This is a genomic window from Leifsonia sp. 10N434, from assembly GCF_056394405.1.
Genome location: NZ_JBFTHV010000006.1, coordinates 1 through 15,478, shown reverse-complemented (window position 1 = coordinate 15,478; position 15,478 = coordinate 1). Strand labels below are relative to the sequence as shown.

The 15,478-nt window shown below is 66.8% G+C and carries 18 protein-coding genes; 4 read left to right on the top strand and 14 right to left on the bottom strand.

The genetic code is table 11. The annotated features are described in order from the left end of the window. From AC1DB1_RS15125 to AC1DB1_RS15070, 12 genes are all read right to left on the bottom strand, one after another. On the bottom strand, positions 1–516 hold the full coding sequence (locus AC1DB1_RS15125; RefSeq protein ID WP_271178040.1) for a P-loop nucleotide/nucleoside kinase family protein: 516 nt from the start codon (positions 514–516) through the stop codon (positions 1–3). 43 nt (positions 517–559) lie between these two features. Further along, the gene (locus AC1DB1_RS15120) at positions 560–820 is read right to left on the bottom strand and encodes a F0F1 ATP synthase subunit epsilon (protein ID WP_271178039.1); all 261 of its coding nucleotides are present in this window, start codon (positions 818–820) and stop codon (positions 560–562) included. A gap of 2 nt (positions 821–822) precedes the next feature. Next, positions 823–2,286 (bottom strand): F0F1 ATP synthase subunit beta, encoded by a 1,464-nt coding sequence (atpD, locus tag AC1DB1_RS15115; RefSeq protein ID WP_271178038.1) that lies wholly within the window; start codon positions 2,284–2,286, stop codon positions 823–825. 38 nt (positions 2,287–2,324) lie between these two features. Next, the gene (locus AC1DB1_RS15110; protein ID WP_271178037.1) at positions 2,325–3,224 is read right to left on the bottom strand and encodes a F0F1 ATP synthase subunit gamma; all 900 of its coding nucleotides are present in this window, start codon (positions 3,222–3,224) and stop codon (positions 2,325–2,327) included. A 45-nt stretch (positions 3,225–3,269) separates the two neighbouring features. Continuing rightward, entirely contained in the window at positions 3,270–4,907 is a 1,638-nt protein-coding gene (gene atpA / locus AC1DB1_RS15105) for a F0F1 ATP synthase subunit alpha (protein ID WP_271178036.1), read from the bottom strand. Positions 4,908–4,974: 67 nt separating this feature from the next. Further along, positions 4,975–5,769: a F0F1 ATP synthase subunit delta gene (locus tag AC1DB1_RS15100; protein WP_477201390.1), complete on the bottom strand. Its 795-nt coding sequence runs from the start codon at positions 5,767–5,769 to the stop codon at positions 4,975–4,977. Beyond that, on the bottom strand, positions 5,769–6,320 hold the full coding sequence (locus AC1DB1_RS15095) for a F0F1 ATP synthase subunit B (protein WP_271178034.1): 552 nt from the start codon (positions 6,318–6,320) through the stop codon (positions 5,769–5,771). Before AC1DB1_RS15095 ends, AC1DB1_RS15100 begins: the two co-directional genes overlap by 1 nt. Positions 6,321–6,351: 31 nt before the next feature. Further along, positions 6,352–6,573: an ATP synthase F0 subunit C gene (gene atpE, locus AC1DB1_RS15090; RefSeq protein WP_064111451.1), complete on the bottom strand. Its 222-nt coding sequence runs from the start codon at positions 6,571–6,573 to the stop codon at positions 6,352–6,354. A gap of 51 nt (positions 6,574–6,624) precedes the next feature. Continuing rightward, the gene (atpB, locus tag AC1DB1_RS15085; RefSeq protein WP_271178033.1) at positions 6,625–7,422 is read right to left on the bottom strand and encodes a F0F1 ATP synthase subunit A; all 798 of its coding nucleotides are present in this window, start codon (positions 7,420–7,422) and stop codon (positions 6,625–6,627) included. 175 nt (positions 7,423–7,597) lie between these two features. Further along, positions 7,598–8,107, bottom strand: coding sequence for a hypothetical protein (locus tag AC1DB1_RS15080; RefSeq protein WP_477201389.1), 510 nt, complete (start codon positions 8,105–8,107; stop codon positions 7,598–7,600). Continuing rightward, complete coding sequence (locus AC1DB1_RS15075) at positions 8,104–9,348, bottom strand: MraY family glycosyltransferase (RefSeq protein WP_271178031.1); 1,245 nt, start codon at positions 9,346–9,348, stop codon at positions 8,104–8,106. Before AC1DB1_RS15075 ends, AC1DB1_RS15080 begins: the two co-directional genes overlap by 4 nt. A 3-nt stretch (positions 9,349–9,351) precedes the next feature. Next, positions 9,352–10,080 carry an L-threonylcarbamoyladenylate synthase gene (locus AC1DB1_RS15070; RefSeq protein WP_477201388.1) on the bottom strand — a complete coding sequence of 243 codons (729 nt, stop codon included), beginning with the start codon at positions 10,078–10,080 and terminating at the stop codon, positions 9,352–9,354. A 62-nt stretch (positions 10,081–10,142) separates the two neighbouring features. Between AC1DB1_RS15070 and AC1DB1_RS15065 the strand changes: the two genes are divergently transcribed. Then, positions 10,143–10,775: an HAD-IA family hydrolase gene (locus AC1DB1_RS15065; protein WP_271178029.1), complete on the top strand. Its 633-nt coding sequence runs from the start codon at positions 10,143–10,145 to the stop codon at positions 10,773–10,775. Then, positions 10,775–11,389: an HAD-IA family hydrolase gene (locus tag AC1DB1_RS15060; RefSeq protein WP_477201387.1), complete on the top strand. Its 615-nt coding sequence runs from the start codon at positions 10,775–10,777 to the stop codon at positions 11,387–11,389. Before AC1DB1_RS15065 ends, AC1DB1_RS15060 begins: the two co-directional genes overlap by 1 nt. 68 nt (positions 11,390–11,457) lie before the next feature. Here AC1DB1_RS15060 and AC1DB1_RS15055 read toward each other — a convergent pair whose 3' ends face one another. Together AC1DB1_RS15055 and AC1DB1_RS15050 are read right to left on the bottom strand one after the other, a co-directional pair. Then, complete coding sequence (locus AC1DB1_RS15055) at positions 11,458–12,282, bottom strand: ABC transporter permease (protein ID WP_271178027.1); 825 nt, start codon at positions 12,280–12,282, stop codon at positions 11,458–11,460. Next, positions 12,279–13,205, bottom strand: coding sequence for an ATP-binding cassette domain-containing protein (locus tag AC1DB1_RS15050; protein WP_477201386.1), 927 nt, complete (start codon positions 13,203–13,205; stop codon positions 12,279–12,281). Before AC1DB1_RS15050 ends, AC1DB1_RS15055 begins: the two co-directional genes overlap by 4 nt. Before the next feature lie 169 nt (positions 13,206–13,374). Here AC1DB1_RS15050 and AC1DB1_RS15045 point away from each other — a divergent pair, with 169 nt between their 5' ends. Together AC1DB1_RS15045 and AC1DB1_RS15040 are read left to right on the top strand one after the other, a co-directional pair. Then, entirely contained in the window at positions 13,375–14,388 is a 1,014-nt protein-coding gene (locus AC1DB1_RS15045) for a TetR/AcrR family transcriptional regulator (RefSeq protein WP_477201385.1), read from the top strand. 213 nt (positions 14,389–14,601) lie between these two features. After that, on the top strand, positions 14,602–15,478 hold an 877-nt coding region (locus tag AC1DB1_RS15040), incomplete at its 3' end, for a DUF222 domain-containing protein (RefSeq protein ID WP_477201384.1).

The following is a 15,478-nucleotide window of genomic DNA, read 5'->3' as shown; positions in this document are numbered from 1 at the left end:
CTAGCCCTCCAGGAAGGCCAGCGCGATCTCGACGTTCTCGCCGAGCGGCGCCGCCGTGTCGATGGTGACGCGGGGAAGCGACGCGCACGCGCCCTTCCACTCGGCGTACTCGTCGATGCTCTGCTCGACGGCGTAGACGCTCGGCACGACCCGGCGTTTGGAGAGTCGCTCGTTGTGGAGTTCCTCGTCAGAGCAGACGACCTCGATCACGCGCAGCTTCACGTCCGACCGCGCGGCCAGGTCGCGCCACTGCAGACGGGCCGGCTCCACGGCGTTCACCGCGTCGACGATCACCGAGTGACCGGCGAGCAGCACCTGCTCGGCCATGGTCTCCGCAACCAGATAGGCCGCGAGCCCGGTGGGCTGGTCCGAGTCGATCCCGGCCTTGAGGATGGACGCCTCGATCGGATCCACCGATACGGTGGTGGCGCCCATACGGGCACCGAGGATCTCGGCGAGCGTCGACTTGCCCGAGCCGGGGAGCCCGGCCATGGCGATCAGAACGGGGACGCGCACGTCCCCGAACTGTCGATCGATCGGCCCTGCCGCGTCCGCCAACTCAGACCAGCTCTGCCTGACGCGCCACCACGGTGACGGTGTTGTTCTCGACGGAGAGGAAGCCGTCGTCGGCCTGCGCCTTGATCGACTCCCCTCCGTTCAGGGTCACGCGCACCTCGCCGGAGGCGAGGATGGCCAGCAGCGGTTCGTGGCCGGGGAGGATACCGATCTCACCCTCGACCGTCTTCGCGACGACCATGTTCGCCTCGCCCGACCACACTTCGTGGTCGGCGGCGACGACGCTGACGTTGAGGACAGCCATTATCAGCCGTTCTCCTTCTGGATCTGAGCCCACTTCTCTTCGACGTCCGAGATCGAACCGACGTTGAAGAACGCCTGCTCGGCCACGTGGTCGTACTCGCCCTTGGCGATCGCGTCGAACGACTCGATGGTGTCCTTCAGCGGAACGGTCGATCCCTCGACGCCCGTGAACTTCTTCGCCATGTAGGTGTTCTGCGAGAGGAACTGCTGGATGCGGCGCGCACGCGACACCGTGATCTTGTCCTCTTCCGAGAGCTCGTCGACACCGAGGATGGCGATGATCTCCTGCAGTTCCTTGTTCTTCTGGAGGATCTGCTTGACCGTGGTCGCCACGCGGTAGTGGTCCTCGCCCAAGTAGCGGGGATCGAGGATGCGGCTGGTCGAGGTCAGCGGGTCGACGGCCGGGTACAGGCCCTTCGACGCGATCTCACGCGACAGCTCGGTGGTGGCGTCGAGGTGGGCGAACGTGGTCGCCGGCGCCGGGTCGGTGTAGTCGTCGGCGGGGACGTAGATCGCCTGCAGCGAGGTGATCGAGTGACCACGCGTCGAGGTGATGCGCTCCTGCAGAACGCCCATCTCGTCGGCGAGGTTCGGCTGGTAGCCCACCGCGGACGGCATGCGGCCGAGCAGCGTCGAGACCTCCGAGCCGGCCTGCGTGAAGCGGAAGATGTTGTCGATGAAGAGCAGCACATCCTGCTTCTGCACATCGCGGAAGTACTCCGCCATGGTCAGGGCCGACAGTGCGACGCGCAGACGCGTTCCCGGCGGCTCGTCCATCTGGCCGAAGACGAGGGCGGTCTTGTCGAAGACGCCCGCCTCCTCCATCTCGTGGATCAGGTCGTTGCCCTCACGGGTACGCTCGCCGACACCGGCGAAGACAGAGACACCACCGTGGTCCTGGGCGACGCGCTGGATCATCTCCTGGATGAGCACGGTCTTGCCGACACCGGCACCGCCGAACAGGCCGATCTTGCCACCCTGCACGTACGGGGTCAGCAAGTCGATGACCTTGATGCCGGTCTCGAAGAGCTGGGTCTTCGACTCGAGCTGGTCGAACTTCGGGGGCTCGCGGTGGATGCCCCAGCGCTCGGTGATCTCGACGGTCTCGCCGGGCTCGAGGTTCAGGATGTCACCGGTGACGTTGAACACCTTGCCCTTGGTCACATCGCCGACCGGCACCGTGATGGGGCCGCCGGTGTCGCGCACCTCGCCGCCGCGGACGAGTCCGTCGGTCGGCTTCAGGGCGATGGCGCGCACGAGGTCGTCACCGAGGTGCTGAGCGACCTCGAGGGTGATCTCGGTCGACTGCTCACCGATGGTGATCGTGGTCTTGAGGGCGTTGTAGATACCCGGGATCGAGTCGTGCGGGAACTCGATGTCGACGACCGGGCCGGTGACGCGGGCGATGCGCCCCACGCCGGCGGGCTGCTCGGTCGAAGCCTGGGCTTCGGCGGTTGCGGTAGTCATGTGTCTTCTCTTCTCGTTCTACTAAACGTGGGACCCGGTCACTTGGCGGAGGACAGTGCGTCCGCGCCGCCGACGATCTCGGAAATCTGCTGGGTGATCTCGGACTGACGAGCGTTGTTCGCCAGGCGGGTGTAGTCGGTGATGAGCTTGTCTGCGTTGTCGCTCGCAGCCTTCATCGCCTTCTGCGTCGCGGCGTGCTTCGACGCAGCCGACTGCAGCATCGCGTTGAAGATGCGGCTCTCGATGTACACCGGGAGCAGCGAGTCGAGAACGGTGCCGACATCCGGCTCGAACTCGTACAGCGGCAGCACCTGCTTGTTGTCGGGCTCCTCGACGCCTTCGACGACCTCCAGAGGGAGGAGTCGCACGACCTCGGGCTCCTGCGTCAGCATGCTGATGAAGCGGTTGTAGATCACGTGGATCTCATCGACTCCGCCGTCGGATGCATCGCGCAGGAACGACTCGAGGATCGCGTCCGCGATCTCCTTCGCCTGCTCGAATTCCGGGGCATCCGTGCCGCCGGTCCACACCCGCTCGAACGCGCGACGACGGAAGCTGAAGTATCCGCTCGCCTTGCGTCCGATCAGGAAGTAGACGACATCCTTGCCCTGGCTGCGCAGCAGCTCAGCGAGCCGCTCCGACTCCTTCAGCACGTTCGAGTTGAACGCCCCGGCGAGTCCGCGGTCCGAAGAGAAGATGACGATCGCAGCGCGCTCGATCTTCTCCGGCTCGGTGGTGAGGACGTGCTCGACGTTCGAGTACGTCGCCACGGCCGAGACCGCGCGCGTGATGGCCCGGGCGTACGGCGTGGATGCAGCGACCCTCGCCTGCGCCTTCTGGATGCGTGAGGCGGAGATCAGCTCCATGGCCCGAGTGATCTTCTTGGTCGTCTGGGCAGACTTGATCTTCTGCCGGTAGACCCGAAGTTGCGCTCCCATGTATCTCCTACATACCTATCTGCTGTGCCGACGGAATGCCGTGGCTCAGCGCTTCGCCTTGACGATCTGCTCCTGGTTGACATCTTCCTGAGCGATGGCCTCGAACTCTTCGCGCCCGACCGAGGCGAGGGGCTTGCCCTCACCGGTCTGGAACTCGAGCTTGAACTTGTCGATCTCCGAACCCAGCGTGTCGACCGTCTCGTCGGAGAGGACGTTGGTCTCGCGCAGAACGTCGAGGACGTTCGAGTTGCGGCGCAGGTGGTCGAGCAGTTCGGACTCGAAGCGCAGGATGTCTTCGACAGGGACCTCGTCGAGCTTGCCGTTGGTTCCGGCCCAGATCGAGACGACCTGCTCCTCGACGGGGAACGGCGAGTACTGCGGCTGCTTGAGCAGCTCGGTCAGGCGGGCGCCACGAGCGAGCTGACGGCGGCTGGCCTGGTCGAGGTCGGAGGCGAACATCGCGAACGCCTCGAGCGAGCGGTACTGGGCCAGCTCGAGCTTGAGCGTTCCCGAGACCTTCTTGATCGACTTGACCTGAGCGTCGCCACCGACACGCGAGACCGAGATTCCCACGTCGACCGCCGGACGCTGGTTGGCGTTGAAGAGGTCGGACTGCAGGAAGATCTGGCCGTCGGTGATCGAGATCACGTTGGTCGGGATGTACGCCGAGACGTCGTTCGCCTTCGTCTCGATGATCGGCAGACCGGTCATCGATCCGGCGCCCAGCTCGTCGGACAGCTTGGCGCAACGCTCCAGCAGACGGGAGTGCAGGTAGAACACGTCACCGGGGTACGCCTCGCGTCCCGGCGGACGACGCAGCAGCAGCGAAACGGCGCGGTAGGCCTCCGCCTGCTTCGACAGGTCGTCGAAGATGATCAGGACGTGCTTGCCGCTGTACATCCAGTGCTGGCCGATGGCCGAGCCGGTGTACGGCGCGAGGTACTTGAAGCCGGCGGGGTCGGAGGCCGGAGCCGCGACGATGGTGGTGTACTCCATCGCGCCGGCGTCTTCGAGGGCACCCTTCACCGAGGCGATGGTGGAGCCCTTCTGACCGATCGCGACGTAGATGCAGCGGACCTGCTTGTTCTCGTCGCCCGACTCCCAGTTGGCCTTCTGGTTGATGATCGTGTCGATCGCGATCGCCGTCTTGCCGGTCTGGCGGTCACCGATGATCAGCTGGCGCTGGCCACGGCCGACGGGGATCATGGCGTCGATCGCCTTGATGCCGGTCTGCAGGGGCTCGTGCACACTCTTGCGCTGCATGACGCCGGGCGCCTGCAGCTCGAGCTCGCGGCGGCCTTCGGTCGCGATCTCGCCGAGACCGTCGATCGGGTTGCCGAGCGGGTCGACGACGCGGCCGAGGTAGCCGTCACCGACGGGCACCGAGAGGACCTCGCCCGTGCGGGTCACCTCCATGCCTTCGACGATCCCGTCGAACTCACCGAGGATGACGACACCGATCTCGTTCTCGTCCAGGTTCTGGGCCAGGCCCGCGACACCGTTGGAGAAGCGGATGAGCTCGTTCGCCATCACGCCGGGGAGACCCTCGACGTGCGCGATGCCGTCGGACGCGTCGATGACGTGCCCGATCTCGGTGGTGTCCGCCTTGGACGGCTCGTAGTTGGAGACGAAGTCCTTCAGCGCATCCCGAATCTCATCGGGGCTGATCGTTAGTTCTGCCATCGTTGTTCCCTATCTGTGCGGGACTTGGACGTCCCTCAATGCCTGTGTTCGGCAGGAGACCGTGCGGTCAGCCCACCAACTGAAGTCGTAAATCGTGAATGCGCGAAGCGATGCTGCCGTCGATCACATCGTCGCCGATCTGCACGCGCAGGCCACCCAGCAGGGTGGCGTCGACGATCTGGTTGATCTTCAGCCGAGTGCCGTACCGCTGGGAGAGGACGGACTCGAGACGCTTCCCCTGCGCGGCGGGAAGCGACGCGGCGGTGTAGACGGTCGCGACCGTGAGCTCGGACTGGGCCGCAACGGTGTTGGCGGCTGCGCGGAGCGCTTCACGGATGCTGCGTCCACGCGGCTGCAGCACGAGCTGGCGCACGATCGCCGCGGTCTGCGGGGAGGCCTTGCCCTCCAGCAGCCGGTCGACGAGCGCGGCCTTGGCTGCCGGATCGGCCAGCTTGCTGCGCAGCGCGAGTTCGAGCCCTGCGTTGGAGGTCACGGCGCCTCCGAACGTGAAGAGCTCCGACGCGATGTCGATGTCGGCGGGTGCGGACTTCGCGATGGCGCGGATCCCGAGCTCCTCGATCGCGGCGAGCACGTCGGTCGCATTCGACCACCGCTCACGCGCGACCGCGACCAGCAGGCCGAGCGCCGGCTTCGACACCTTCGGGCCGAAGACGCTCGTCACGAGCGCCGCCTTACCTGCCGGGTCGGCCGAAGGGTCGCTGATGACCGAGCGGAGCTGGGCGGAGTCGGCGACGACTCGTCCTGCGGCGAACAGGTCTTCAGCCGTCGCCAGATCGGCCTTGGTCTCCGCGTCGAGAGCCGACACGGACCGGGCCAATGCTTCTCTGGTGGCGCTTCCCATTACTTGCTCGATCCTGCCTTCTCGCTGGCTTCGAGGTCGGCCAGGAACCGGTCGACGATCGCCTGCGAACGCTTGTCGTCATTGAGGGCTTCTCCGACGACGCCGGAGGCCAGGTCGATCGCGAGCGATCCGACCTCACCGCGCAGCGACACGACGGCCGCCTGGCGCTCGGCCTCGATCTGCGTCTGAGCCTGAGCGGTCACGCGCGCGGCCTCGGCCACGGCGTTGTCCTTGGCCTCGGCGACGATCTTCGCGCCATCGGTGCGGGCCTGCTCGCGGATCTTGGCAGCTTCGGTGCGCGCGTCGGCGAGCTGGGCGGTGTACTCCTCGAGGAGTGCCTCCGCCTTGTGCTGCGCCTCGTCGGCCTTCGCGATGTTGCCTTCGATCGCCTCTGCACGCTCATCGAGCAGCTTCTTCATGCGCGGAAGCACGAGCTTCCAGAAGAAGACGAAGATGATGATGAAACAGATCAGCGAACCGACGATGTCGTACCACTCAGGGATGAGCGGATTAGGCGATTCTGTAGCAGCTTTCACCACGGAGTGGATCATGCTTCCTCCTTACTGACTGAGAAAAGAGGACTTAGACGAAGATGAAGTAGGTCGCGATACCGATGAACGCCAGCGCCTCGGTGAAGGCGATACCGATGTACATCAGAACCTGGAGACGACCGGCGAGCTCGGGCTGACGAGCGACACCCTCGATCGTCTTGCCGACGACGATACCCACACCGATGGCGGGGCCGATGGCGGCGAGGCCGTATCCGACAGTGGCAATGTTGCCGTTGATAGCAGCGATGTCCACGTTATGTGTTTCCTTCCGTGATGGCGGTCAGCGCGGGCGCGCTGACCGTTGTTAGTGTTCCTCGGCGACTGCGAGCTGAATGTAGACAGCCGTGAGCAGTGCGAAGACGTAGGCCTGCAGTACTGCGACCAGGATTTCGAAGAGCGTGAAGACGAATCCGAACGCGAGCGTGCCGAATCCGAAGAGCGTCCACCAGCTCCCGGCCGTGAAGAAGAAGAACGCTGTCGCGCTGAAGAACAGCACGAGGAGGAGGTGGCCGACGACCATGTTCATGAGAAGTCGGAGCGTCAGCGTGATCGGGCGCAGGATGAAGGTCGAGACGAACTCGATCGGCGTCACGATGATGTAGAGGGCCTTCGGCACGCCGGGCGGGAAGAGCGCGTTGCGGAAGAAGTTCGACGGGCTCTTCTTGATGCCGGCGTAGATGAACACCACGTAGGCGACGACCGCGAGCACCAGCGGAACGCCGATGACCGAGGTTCCCGCGATGTTCAGGAACGGGATGATTCCCGTGAGGTTCATGAACAGCACCATGAAGAAGATGGTGGTGATCAGCGGAAGGAAGCGCTTGCCGTCCTTCTTGCCGAGCAGGTCTTCTGCGATGTTCACTCGCGTGAAGTCGAGACCCATCTCCACGACCGACTGGAAGCGGCCGGGAACGATCTTCATGCGGCGGGTGCCGAGCCAGAAGACCAGGATGATGGCGAGCACCGCGATGAACCGGATGACCATGATCCGGTTGACCTCGAAGCCACCGATGGAAAAAATTGCGGGCGGGAAGAACTCATCGATCGACGGACCGTGGAAGCTACCGTCATCGGAGCTTGCGGTCTGGACCAGCAGGTTCACAGCGTTAGCTAACAGCGCTATCTCCTGTTTCGGGGCGTCGAGCTAAAGCTCTCGCGACGACGAACATGTGAACACCTTCACAATCGCACCGGCAGAATTCGCTCGGGCAGGTGTGGGGTGGGGGAACTTCGATAACTCTACAAGAGATTTTGCAGGGTAACGAATCGGATACGGCTTACGGCTTTTCCCCAGGCAGTTGCGCATCGCTGACATACGGGATGCGCGATCGGAACACGACCACCATGTCGACGACGAGCGATCCGATGACGCCCACGATCAGGCTCAGGAAGAGCACGATCGGGTTGATCCAGGGCTGGTCGCGCAGCACGACGGCGAGCACGATGAACAGCGCGAACTTGAGCAGCCAGCCGCCGAGCACGATGCCGAAGAACAGCCCGACGAAGAGGTCGCTCCCGATGAAGCGATTGGCGATGAGGATGCTGAGCGCGGTGATGCTGAGGAAGACGACCGCCATCAGCGTGCCGATGAGCGCGCTCGTGACGCCGATCCAGCCGGCGAACACTCCCCCGAGCACCGCCCCCACCACGGCGATCACGATCGCGAGGATCGCGCCGTACTTCAGCACGTCCTTGAAGACGGCCGTCGAGGTGGGCTGTGCAGGCGTAGCCGGGCGCGCCGGCTTTGGCTGGCCGGCCGAAGGCGTTCCGCTCTCGTGGTCGGTCATGGGATCTCCTTGGTGCTGGGCGGGGTGGTCTCGAGTTCTGGCTTCTCGCTGGCGGCGTCGAGCTGGTCGTAGTGCGCCGTCGCATCCGCTTCGTGGGTGCCGGCCGGTGCGAGCTCGGCGGCCGCTTCGTTCGCCTTGCGCCGGCTCAACGGCGCGAGGGTGAACGCCGTGCAGATAACGAGACCGACGGCGACGAAGACGATGGCCATCCAGTAGGGGTCGAAGAAGAACAGCAGGCAGCCGATCGACAGCACAGCGGTCCACGCGTAGAAGATGAGCACGGCATGCAGGTGGCTGTGCCCCATGTCGAGCAGGCGGTGGTGCAGGTGCTTGCGGTCGGCGCTGAACGGCGACTTCCCCGCCCGCAGGCGCCGGATGACCGCGAGCCCGAAGTCGAGCAGCGGAACGATGAGCACGGCGAACGGCAGGATGATCGGGATGAAGGCCGGCACCAGCGACGAGCGGCCGAGCGTCGGCAGCACCTCGGGATTGATCGTGCCGGTGACGGAGATCGCCGAGGTGGCCATCAGCAGTCCGATCAGCAGGGCGCCGGCATCCCCCATGAACATCTTGGCCGGATGCCAGTTGAGGGGAAGGAACCCGGCGCACGCCCCCACCAGGATGGCCGCGATCACGCCGGCCAGGCTGAAGTAGTTCTGCGGGCTGATTTCGCGCTGCAGGAGGTAGGTGTAGACGAGGAAGGTGCCGTTGGCGATCAGGGCGACACCGGCGACCAGGCCGTCGAGCCCGTCGATGAAGTTGATGGCGTTCATCACGAGGACGATCGCGAAGAGCGTGATGATGATGCTCATCACGGGCGAGCCGACGGTGAGACCGCCGATCGGCAGCGAATAGATCTGCACGCCCAGCCAGGCGACCAGCCCGGCCGCGACGAATTGGCCGGCCAGCTTCGTCATCCAGTCCAGGTCCCAGATGTCGTCGGCGACGCCGATGACGACGATGAGCAGCGACGCGCCCAGGATGGCGAGGATCGGGCCGGAGTCGGAGAAGATCAGCCCGAGCACGCCGAACTGGCTGGAGAGCAGGTAGGCGACGCCGAACGCCACCAGGATGCCGAGGAACATGGCGATGCCGCCGAGCCGCGGGGTGGGGCGCGTATGCACGTCGCGCTCCCGGATCTTGGGGTACAGGCGGTACTTCAGGCTCAGCTTGTAGACGACGAGCGACATCCCGAAGGTGATGACGGCCGAGATCAGGGCGAGGGCGAGGAGGAGGGTCACGACTCACGCATCCGACGGGGTCTCAGTGGATGCCGGCTCCGCTGCGTCGCTCGGCGCCAGCTGGTCGCCGACGATCGCGCGGATCTGCTCCTCTGAGACGACCCCGTGGCGCAGGATGCGCAGCGGGCCCGTTCCCGCCGCGAGCGCCGTGGCGTCGATGATCGTGGACGAGGAGTCCTTGCCCTCGACACGGTCGTACGCCGCGCCGGCCTCTCCCCCGTCGAGATAGACCTGGACCGAGTCGCCGAGCATCGCTTCGGCTTCCGCCGCCGTGCGCGCCGCCGGGCGGCCGGTGAGGTTCGCGGACGAGACCGCGAGCGGGCCTGTCTCCGAGAGCAGTTCGAGCGCGATCGTGTCGCTCGGCATGCGCAGGGCGACGGTTCCGCGGGTCTCCCCCAGATCCCAGACGAGCGACGGCTGGGCCGGGAGGACGACGGTGAGGCCGCCCGGCCAGAATTCCTGGACGAGGTCGGTGACCGCCTGAGGAACCTCCTCGGCGAGCGCCGCCAGGGTCGGGATACCGGGGATCAGCACCGGGGGCGGCGACTGCCGTCCGCGCCCTTTCGCGTCGAGCAGGCGCTGCACGGCGGCGGGGTCGAACGCGTCGGCGGCCACTCCGTACACGGTGTCCGTGGGGATGACGACGAGCTCGCCGCGGCCGATGGCGGCGCGCGCGAGCCGCATGCCGGTGAGGAGTTCGGAGTCGACCGAGCAGTCGTAGATGGTTGCCATGTCGGCACAATGATAGTTGAGCGATCAGGGGGTTCCCTGTCGGTGGGTCGATACTGGAGGCGATGGATGTCTACTTCTTCGACTGCGACAAGACCCTCTACGACTACGACTTCCACGAGCGCCTGCCGAAGCTCGCCCAGCTCGGCGGCGTCAGCCAGTACCGACTGGCGTCGACCTGGTGGGCGGGCGGGCATGAGCGCGCGGCCGAGATCGGCGAGTACGCCACCACCGAGGAGTACCTCGAAGCCTTCGCCGAGGTGACGGGGGCGAAGCTGACGCTCGAACAGTGGCAGCAGGCCCGCAAGGCCGCGATGACGCCGATCACGGGCTCGATCGCCGCCCTGCATGAGGCAGCGACGCTCGGCACCGTCTCCCTGCTCTCGAATAACCCCATCCCGTTCAAGGACTCGCTCCCGGTGCTCGCGCCGGAGATCATCGACGTGTTGCAGGGCAACGACCTCGTCTCCGCCGTGCTCGGCGCCCGCAAGCCCGAGCGCCGCATCTACACGCGCGCACTCGGCCGTTTCGGCGTGGTGCCGGGGGACGCCATCCTGTTCGACGACTCGCTCGCGAATGTCGAGGGCGCCCGCGAGGCGGGGATGCACGCGTTCCACTTCACGAAACGCGACGACGGGACCTTCGACACCGAGGGCCTGGTGGAGGCCATCCACGCGTTCGCGGAGCGCGACCGCTGATGCTGTTCGTCTTCGACATGGACAACGTGCTGTACGACTACGACTGGCGGCACCGGATGTCGGCGATGACCGAGCTCACCGGCCTGGAGCTGACCGAGCTGCGCGACCGCTGGTGGAACGCCGAGGGCGAGGGCGCCGCCGAGGCGGGCGCGTTCCCGACGCCGGAGGCGTACCTCGACGCTCTCTCCGCCGCCCTCGAGGTAGACCTGTCGGTGAGCGACTTCCTGCGCGCCCGGGGCGGTGCGATGACGCCCTGGCCGGGATCGCTCGCCGCCGTCGAACGGGCCGCCGAGCTCGGGACGCTCACGCTGCTGACCAACAACGGCCCACTCGTCGAAGCGCATCTCGCCACGCTGGCCCCCGAACTCGTTCCCCTGTTCGGACGCGACCACCTCTTCTCGTCGTCGCACTACGGCGCCCGCAAGCCGGACCCGGTGGTCTTCGAGCGGGTGCTCGAACGCTATGGGGCGGATGCCTCGGAGACGTTCTTCGCCGACGATCTGCCCGAGAACGTGGCCGGCGCGCGGTCCGTCGGGATCTCGGCCCACCTGTTCCGGAATCCGGAAGGGCTGCTGGCGGCGGTCGACGACTTCGCCGTGTCCGTCGCGGCCTGAGCACGGCGGAACGCCGCCCCTCTCCGCAGGAGGCGGGGAGCGACGGCGTCCGACCCGGGATCAGCCGGTCAGCGGCGTCCTGCCTTGCGGCGGAACAGCCAGGCGGCCCAGATGTAGGCGCCGATGGTGATGGCCAGGCACCAGCCGACCGCCCACCACGCGCGGTCGCCGATCTCGGTGCCGAACAGCAGGCCGCGGATGGTCTCGATCACCGGCGTGATCGGCTGGTTGTCGGCGAACCACTGCAGCCATCCGGGCATCGTGTCCGTCGGGACGAAGGCGCTCGACAGATACGGCACGAACAGGAGGGCGAACCCGTAGCCGCTCGCGGCCGCTGCGGTCCGTGCGGCCAGTCCGATGGCCGCGTACAGCCAGGTGATCGCGAGGATGAACAGGGCGATCATCCCGATGGCCCCCAGCCACTGCGCCGGCCCGGCCGTCGGCCGGAACCCGACGAGCAGGGCGACGCCGATCACGACTCCGGTCGCGAGCAGGTTGCGGGCGAGGCTGGCGACGACGTGCCCCGTGATCACCCCGTTCGCGCGCAACGGCATCGTGCGGAAGCGGTCTACGATCCCGTTGCTCATGTCGTCGGCGACATCCACCGCCGTGCTGGAGGAGCCGAAGCCGGCGCAGAGCAGGATGATGCCGGGCACCACGTAGTTCACGTAGTCGCCGCCGCTGTCGATCGCGCCACCGAACACGTAGGTGAAGAGCAGCATGAGCATGATCGGCAGAACGATCGCCATCGTGAGCGCTTCGACGTTGCGGAGCGTGTGCCGGATGCTCCTGCCGACGAACACGGCCGTGCTCGTGAGGGTGGAGACGGCGCGGTCGGCCGGTGCGGCGATCGCGGTGCGGGTGTCGGTGCGGGTGTCCAGTGCGACGCTCATCGGATGACCTCCAGTTCGGAATCGGTGCGGGGTGACCGGTCGGTGAGGGATGTCCGGTCGGTGAGGGCGAGGAACACGTCATCCAGGCTCGGCTTGCGGATGCTCACGCTCGAGCCGGGCACGCCGGCCGCGTCGAGCCGGTCGATGGCTTCGCGCAGGCCGTGGACGGTCCCGTCGGTGGGGAGCTCGCGGACGATCTCGTCGGCCGCGTCGCGCAGCTCGACGACCTCGCCGCCGATCCGCGCCTTCAGTTCGGCCGCGGTCCCTTCGGCGACGACGACGCCGCCGTCGATCACCGCGATTCGGTCGGCCAGCTGGTCGGCCTCCTCGAGGTACTGCGTGGTGAGGAAGATGGTGATCCCCTGCGCTGCGAGTCCCAGGATCATGTTCCACAGGGTCTGCCGGCTGCGGGTGTCGAGCCCCGTCGTCGGCTCGTCGAGGAAGATAACGGGCGGCGTCGCGACCAGGCTGATCGCCAGGTCGAGTCGTCGGCGCATGCCTCCCGAGTACGTCTTCACGCGCTTGCGTGCGGCGTCGGCCAGGTCGAAGCGCTCGATGAGCTCGGCGGCGCGCGCACGCGCATCCGGTGCGTTGTAGCCGGAGAGCCGTGCCATCATGCGCAGGTTCTCCTCGCCGGTGAGCACTTCGTCGACGGCCGCTGACTGCCCGGTGAGGCTGATCGCGCGCTTCACGCCCTCCGGATCGCGGACGACGTCGTGGCCGGCGACGCTGGCCGTACCCGCGTCGGGGTGCACGAGGGTGGACAGGATGTTGATGAGCGTCGTCTTGCCTGCGCCGTTCGGCCCGAGGAGCGCGAAGACGGTTCCGGCCTGCACACGCAGGCCGATCCCGTCGAGCACGCGCTGATCGCCGAACGACTTGCGGAGGTCGGTGACCTCGATGGCGGTGGTGCTGGCTGCCATGATCGTTCCCTTCTGGTCTGGATTGTGTCGGTTCTGGATGATTCTGGGTGGTTCTGATCTGGGTGGTGCTTCTGCGTATGTCGCAAACTGTTTACGTCGCATACGATTTTGTTTAAGTAATACACAGTTCTAGGATGAGTGTCAACGACCGATCAGAAAGGCGGCCCGAATGGCCGACGCCGTCGAAGAAGCGCTCCCCCGCGCCGTCGCCCTGAGCTGGGGCGTGGCCGAGCGACCGCAGCGCGGACCCAAACGCGAGCTCAGCATCGAGCGCATCATCGAGACGGCGATCGAGATCGCCGACACCGAGGGCCTCGGCGCCGTGTCGATGAGCCGGATCGCCACCGCTCTGGGATTCACGACCATGTCGCTCTACCGCTACGTCACCAGCAAAGACGACGTGCTGCTCCTGATGCAGGACGCGGTCTGCGACATCCCGATCCCGCCCGACGACGAGGTGATCGACTGGCGGGCCGGACTGCGCGCGTGGGCCGCCGCCTCGATCCACGTGCTGCAGGCGCATCCGTGGTTCGCGGACATCCCGATCTCAGGCATGCCGCTGATGCCGAACAACCTCGCCATCCTCGACTGGGGGCTGCGCGTGATGAAGGACCTCCCGCTGAGCGAGCCGGAGAAGATGTCGACGGCGCTGCTGCTGAGCTCGTACGCGCGCGCCGTCGGCGTCGTCGAACGAGACGTGACGCAGGCCCGCGCTCGAGAGGACACGCCGGCTCAGCGAGGAGAGGCCTTCACCGAGGCACTGTCGGAGCTCGTGACCGACGAGCGCTTCCCGTACCTGGCTCCGTTGGTGCGCTCCGGCGTGTACGCGGACGCGGAGGGCGAGGACGAACAGGACGACTTCGCCTACGGCCTCGAGCGCATCCTCGACGGGATCCAGCATTACGTCGACGCCAAGGCCACGGGCGCGCCCGTGGTGGCCTACGAGCCGCGGCCGGAGCCGATCCCGCATGACAAGGCGGTGCGCGAGGCCGCGAAGGCACGGCGGGAGGCGGAGGGGCGGCTGCGCGAGGCGCGCAAACGCGAACGCGAGGCGATCGCCCGGGTTCGTGAGCGCGAGCGGAACGCGGCGGAGAAGGCGAAGGAGCGCGACGCGAAGGCGGCGGAGAAGGCTGCGAAAGAGGCTGAGAAGGCGGCGAAGGAGGCGGAGAGGGCTGCGAAGTGAGTGGGGTGCGTGGGGTGCGTGGGGTGCGTGGGGTGCGCGGCGTGCGATCCCTGAGCGACCGGCCTCCACAGGACACAGGACTCGCGCGTTATCCACAGGATAAATAGCTGATCAAAGCCGGTTTCATGGGCCTCGAATGTCAGTGGTCCGTGATGGACTGGGTCCATGACCAAACCAACACCGGCCGCGGCGCTTCGCGAAGCGCTGCTTCCGGTGACCGCTCCCGAGGCTCTCGGCTGCGACGACCTGCTCGCGGCCGTCGGGACCGTCTGCGACGCGCAAGCCGTGCTCGACGCGGTAAAGCTTCGCATCGCCGCAGAGCTGGTTAGCCGATCGGCGGCCCCGAGTGACTCCGACCCCACGATGCGTGCCGGCCACGCGTCCCCCGCCGCCCTCCTGGCGGAACGGTGGCGAATTGCGATGCCGGCCGCCCGTCGGCTCTGCCTGGTGGGCGACGCCGTCTCGGCGAGCACCGGCCCGGCGGGCGAAGACGTTCCGGCCGCGTTTCCGGCGCTCGCTTCCGCGCTCTGCGCGCCCCTCGATGAGGCTCTCGATTCATCGCAGGGTTCATTGTCCGCGCCCACGCCCACGCCCACGATCGGCGTTGAGCAGGCGGCGGTGATCGTGCGGGAGCTGTCTTTGGCGGCGCCGGCGTGTTCGTCGGATGCGCTGGCGCTGGGTGAGCGGCTGTTGGTCGAGAATGCTCCCGATCTGACGGTGGCGCAGTTGCGGGCGTTGGCGGTCCAGGTGCGGGACCGTCTCGACGATGACGGCATCCTGTCGCGGGAGAAGCGTCGCCGCCAGCGCCGCTCGTTGACGATCTCGACCACCGCCGACGGCATGACCCACGTCGACTGGTATCTCGATCCCGAGTCCGCCGGGTATGTGGTCACCGCGATCGACGCAGCCGTCGGGCGCGACCTGCGCACGGTCCGCTTCCGCGACCCCGACGCCGCCACCAACGTCGCCAACGGTGCCGCACACCCGGATGGTTCGCACGCTTCAAGTGCACCGAGTGAGCCGGTGGAGTCTCGGAGCATGGCGCAACTGCGGTCGGATGCAGCCACCGACATCTTCCGGCACCGCATCA

Excerpts from the sequence above, each read along its gene's own strand:
- AC1DB1_RS15080 (WP_477201389.1), bottom strand. The coding sequence starts at position 8,107 with ATGACCGACCACGAGAGCGGAACGCCTTCGGCCGGCCAGCCAAAGCCG.
- AC1DB1_RS15120 (WP_271178039.1), bottom strand. The coding sequence starts at position 820 with ATGGCTGTCCTCAACGTCAGCGTCGTCGCCGCCGACCACGAAGTGTGG.
- AC1DB1_RS15065 (WP_271178029.1), top strand. The coding sequence starts at position 10,143 with ATGGATGTCTACTTCTTCGACTGCGACAAGACCCTCTACGACTACGAC.
- atpD (WP_271178038.1), bottom strand. The coding sequence starts at position 2,286 with ATGACTACCGCAACCGCCGAAGCCCAGGCTTCGACCGAGCAGCCCGCC.
- AC1DB1_RS15110 (WP_271178037.1), bottom strand. The coding sequence starts at position 3,224 with ATGGGAGCGCAACTTCGGGTCTACCGGCAGAAGATCAAGTCTGCCCAG.
- atpA (WP_271178036.1), bottom strand. The coding sequence starts at position 4,907 with ATGGCAGAACTAACGATCAGCCCCGATGAGATTCGGGATGCGCTGAAG.
- AC1DB1_RS15045 (WP_477201385.1), top strand. The coding sequence starts at position 13,375 with ATGGCCGACGCCGTCGAAGAAGCGCTCCCCCGCGCCGTCGCCCTGAGC.
- AC1DB1_RS15070 (WP_477201388.1), bottom strand. The coding sequence starts at position 10,080 with ATGGCAACCATCTACGACTGCTCGGTCGACTCCGAACTCCTCACCGGC.
- AC1DB1_RS15055 (WP_271178027.1), bottom strand. The coding sequence starts at position 12,282 with ATGAGCGTCGCACTGGACACCCGCACCGACACCCGCACCGCGATCGCC.
- AC1DB1_RS15060 (WP_477201387.1), top strand. The coding sequence starts at position 10,775 with ATGCTGTTCGTCTTCGACATGGACAACGTGCTGTACGACTACGACTGG.
- AC1DB1_RS15050 (WP_477201386.1), bottom strand. The coding sequence starts at position 13,205 with ATGGCAGCCAGCACCACCGCCATCGAGGTCACCGACCTCCGCAAGTCG.
- AC1DB1_RS15095 (WP_271178034.1), bottom strand. The coding sequence starts at position 6,320 with ATGATCCACTCCGTGGTGAAAGCTGCTACAGAATCGCCTAATCCGCTC.
- AC1DB1_RS15100 (WP_477201390.1), bottom strand. The coding sequence starts at position 5,769 with ATGGGAAGCGCCACCAGAGAAGCATTGGCCCGGTCCGTGTCGGCTCTC.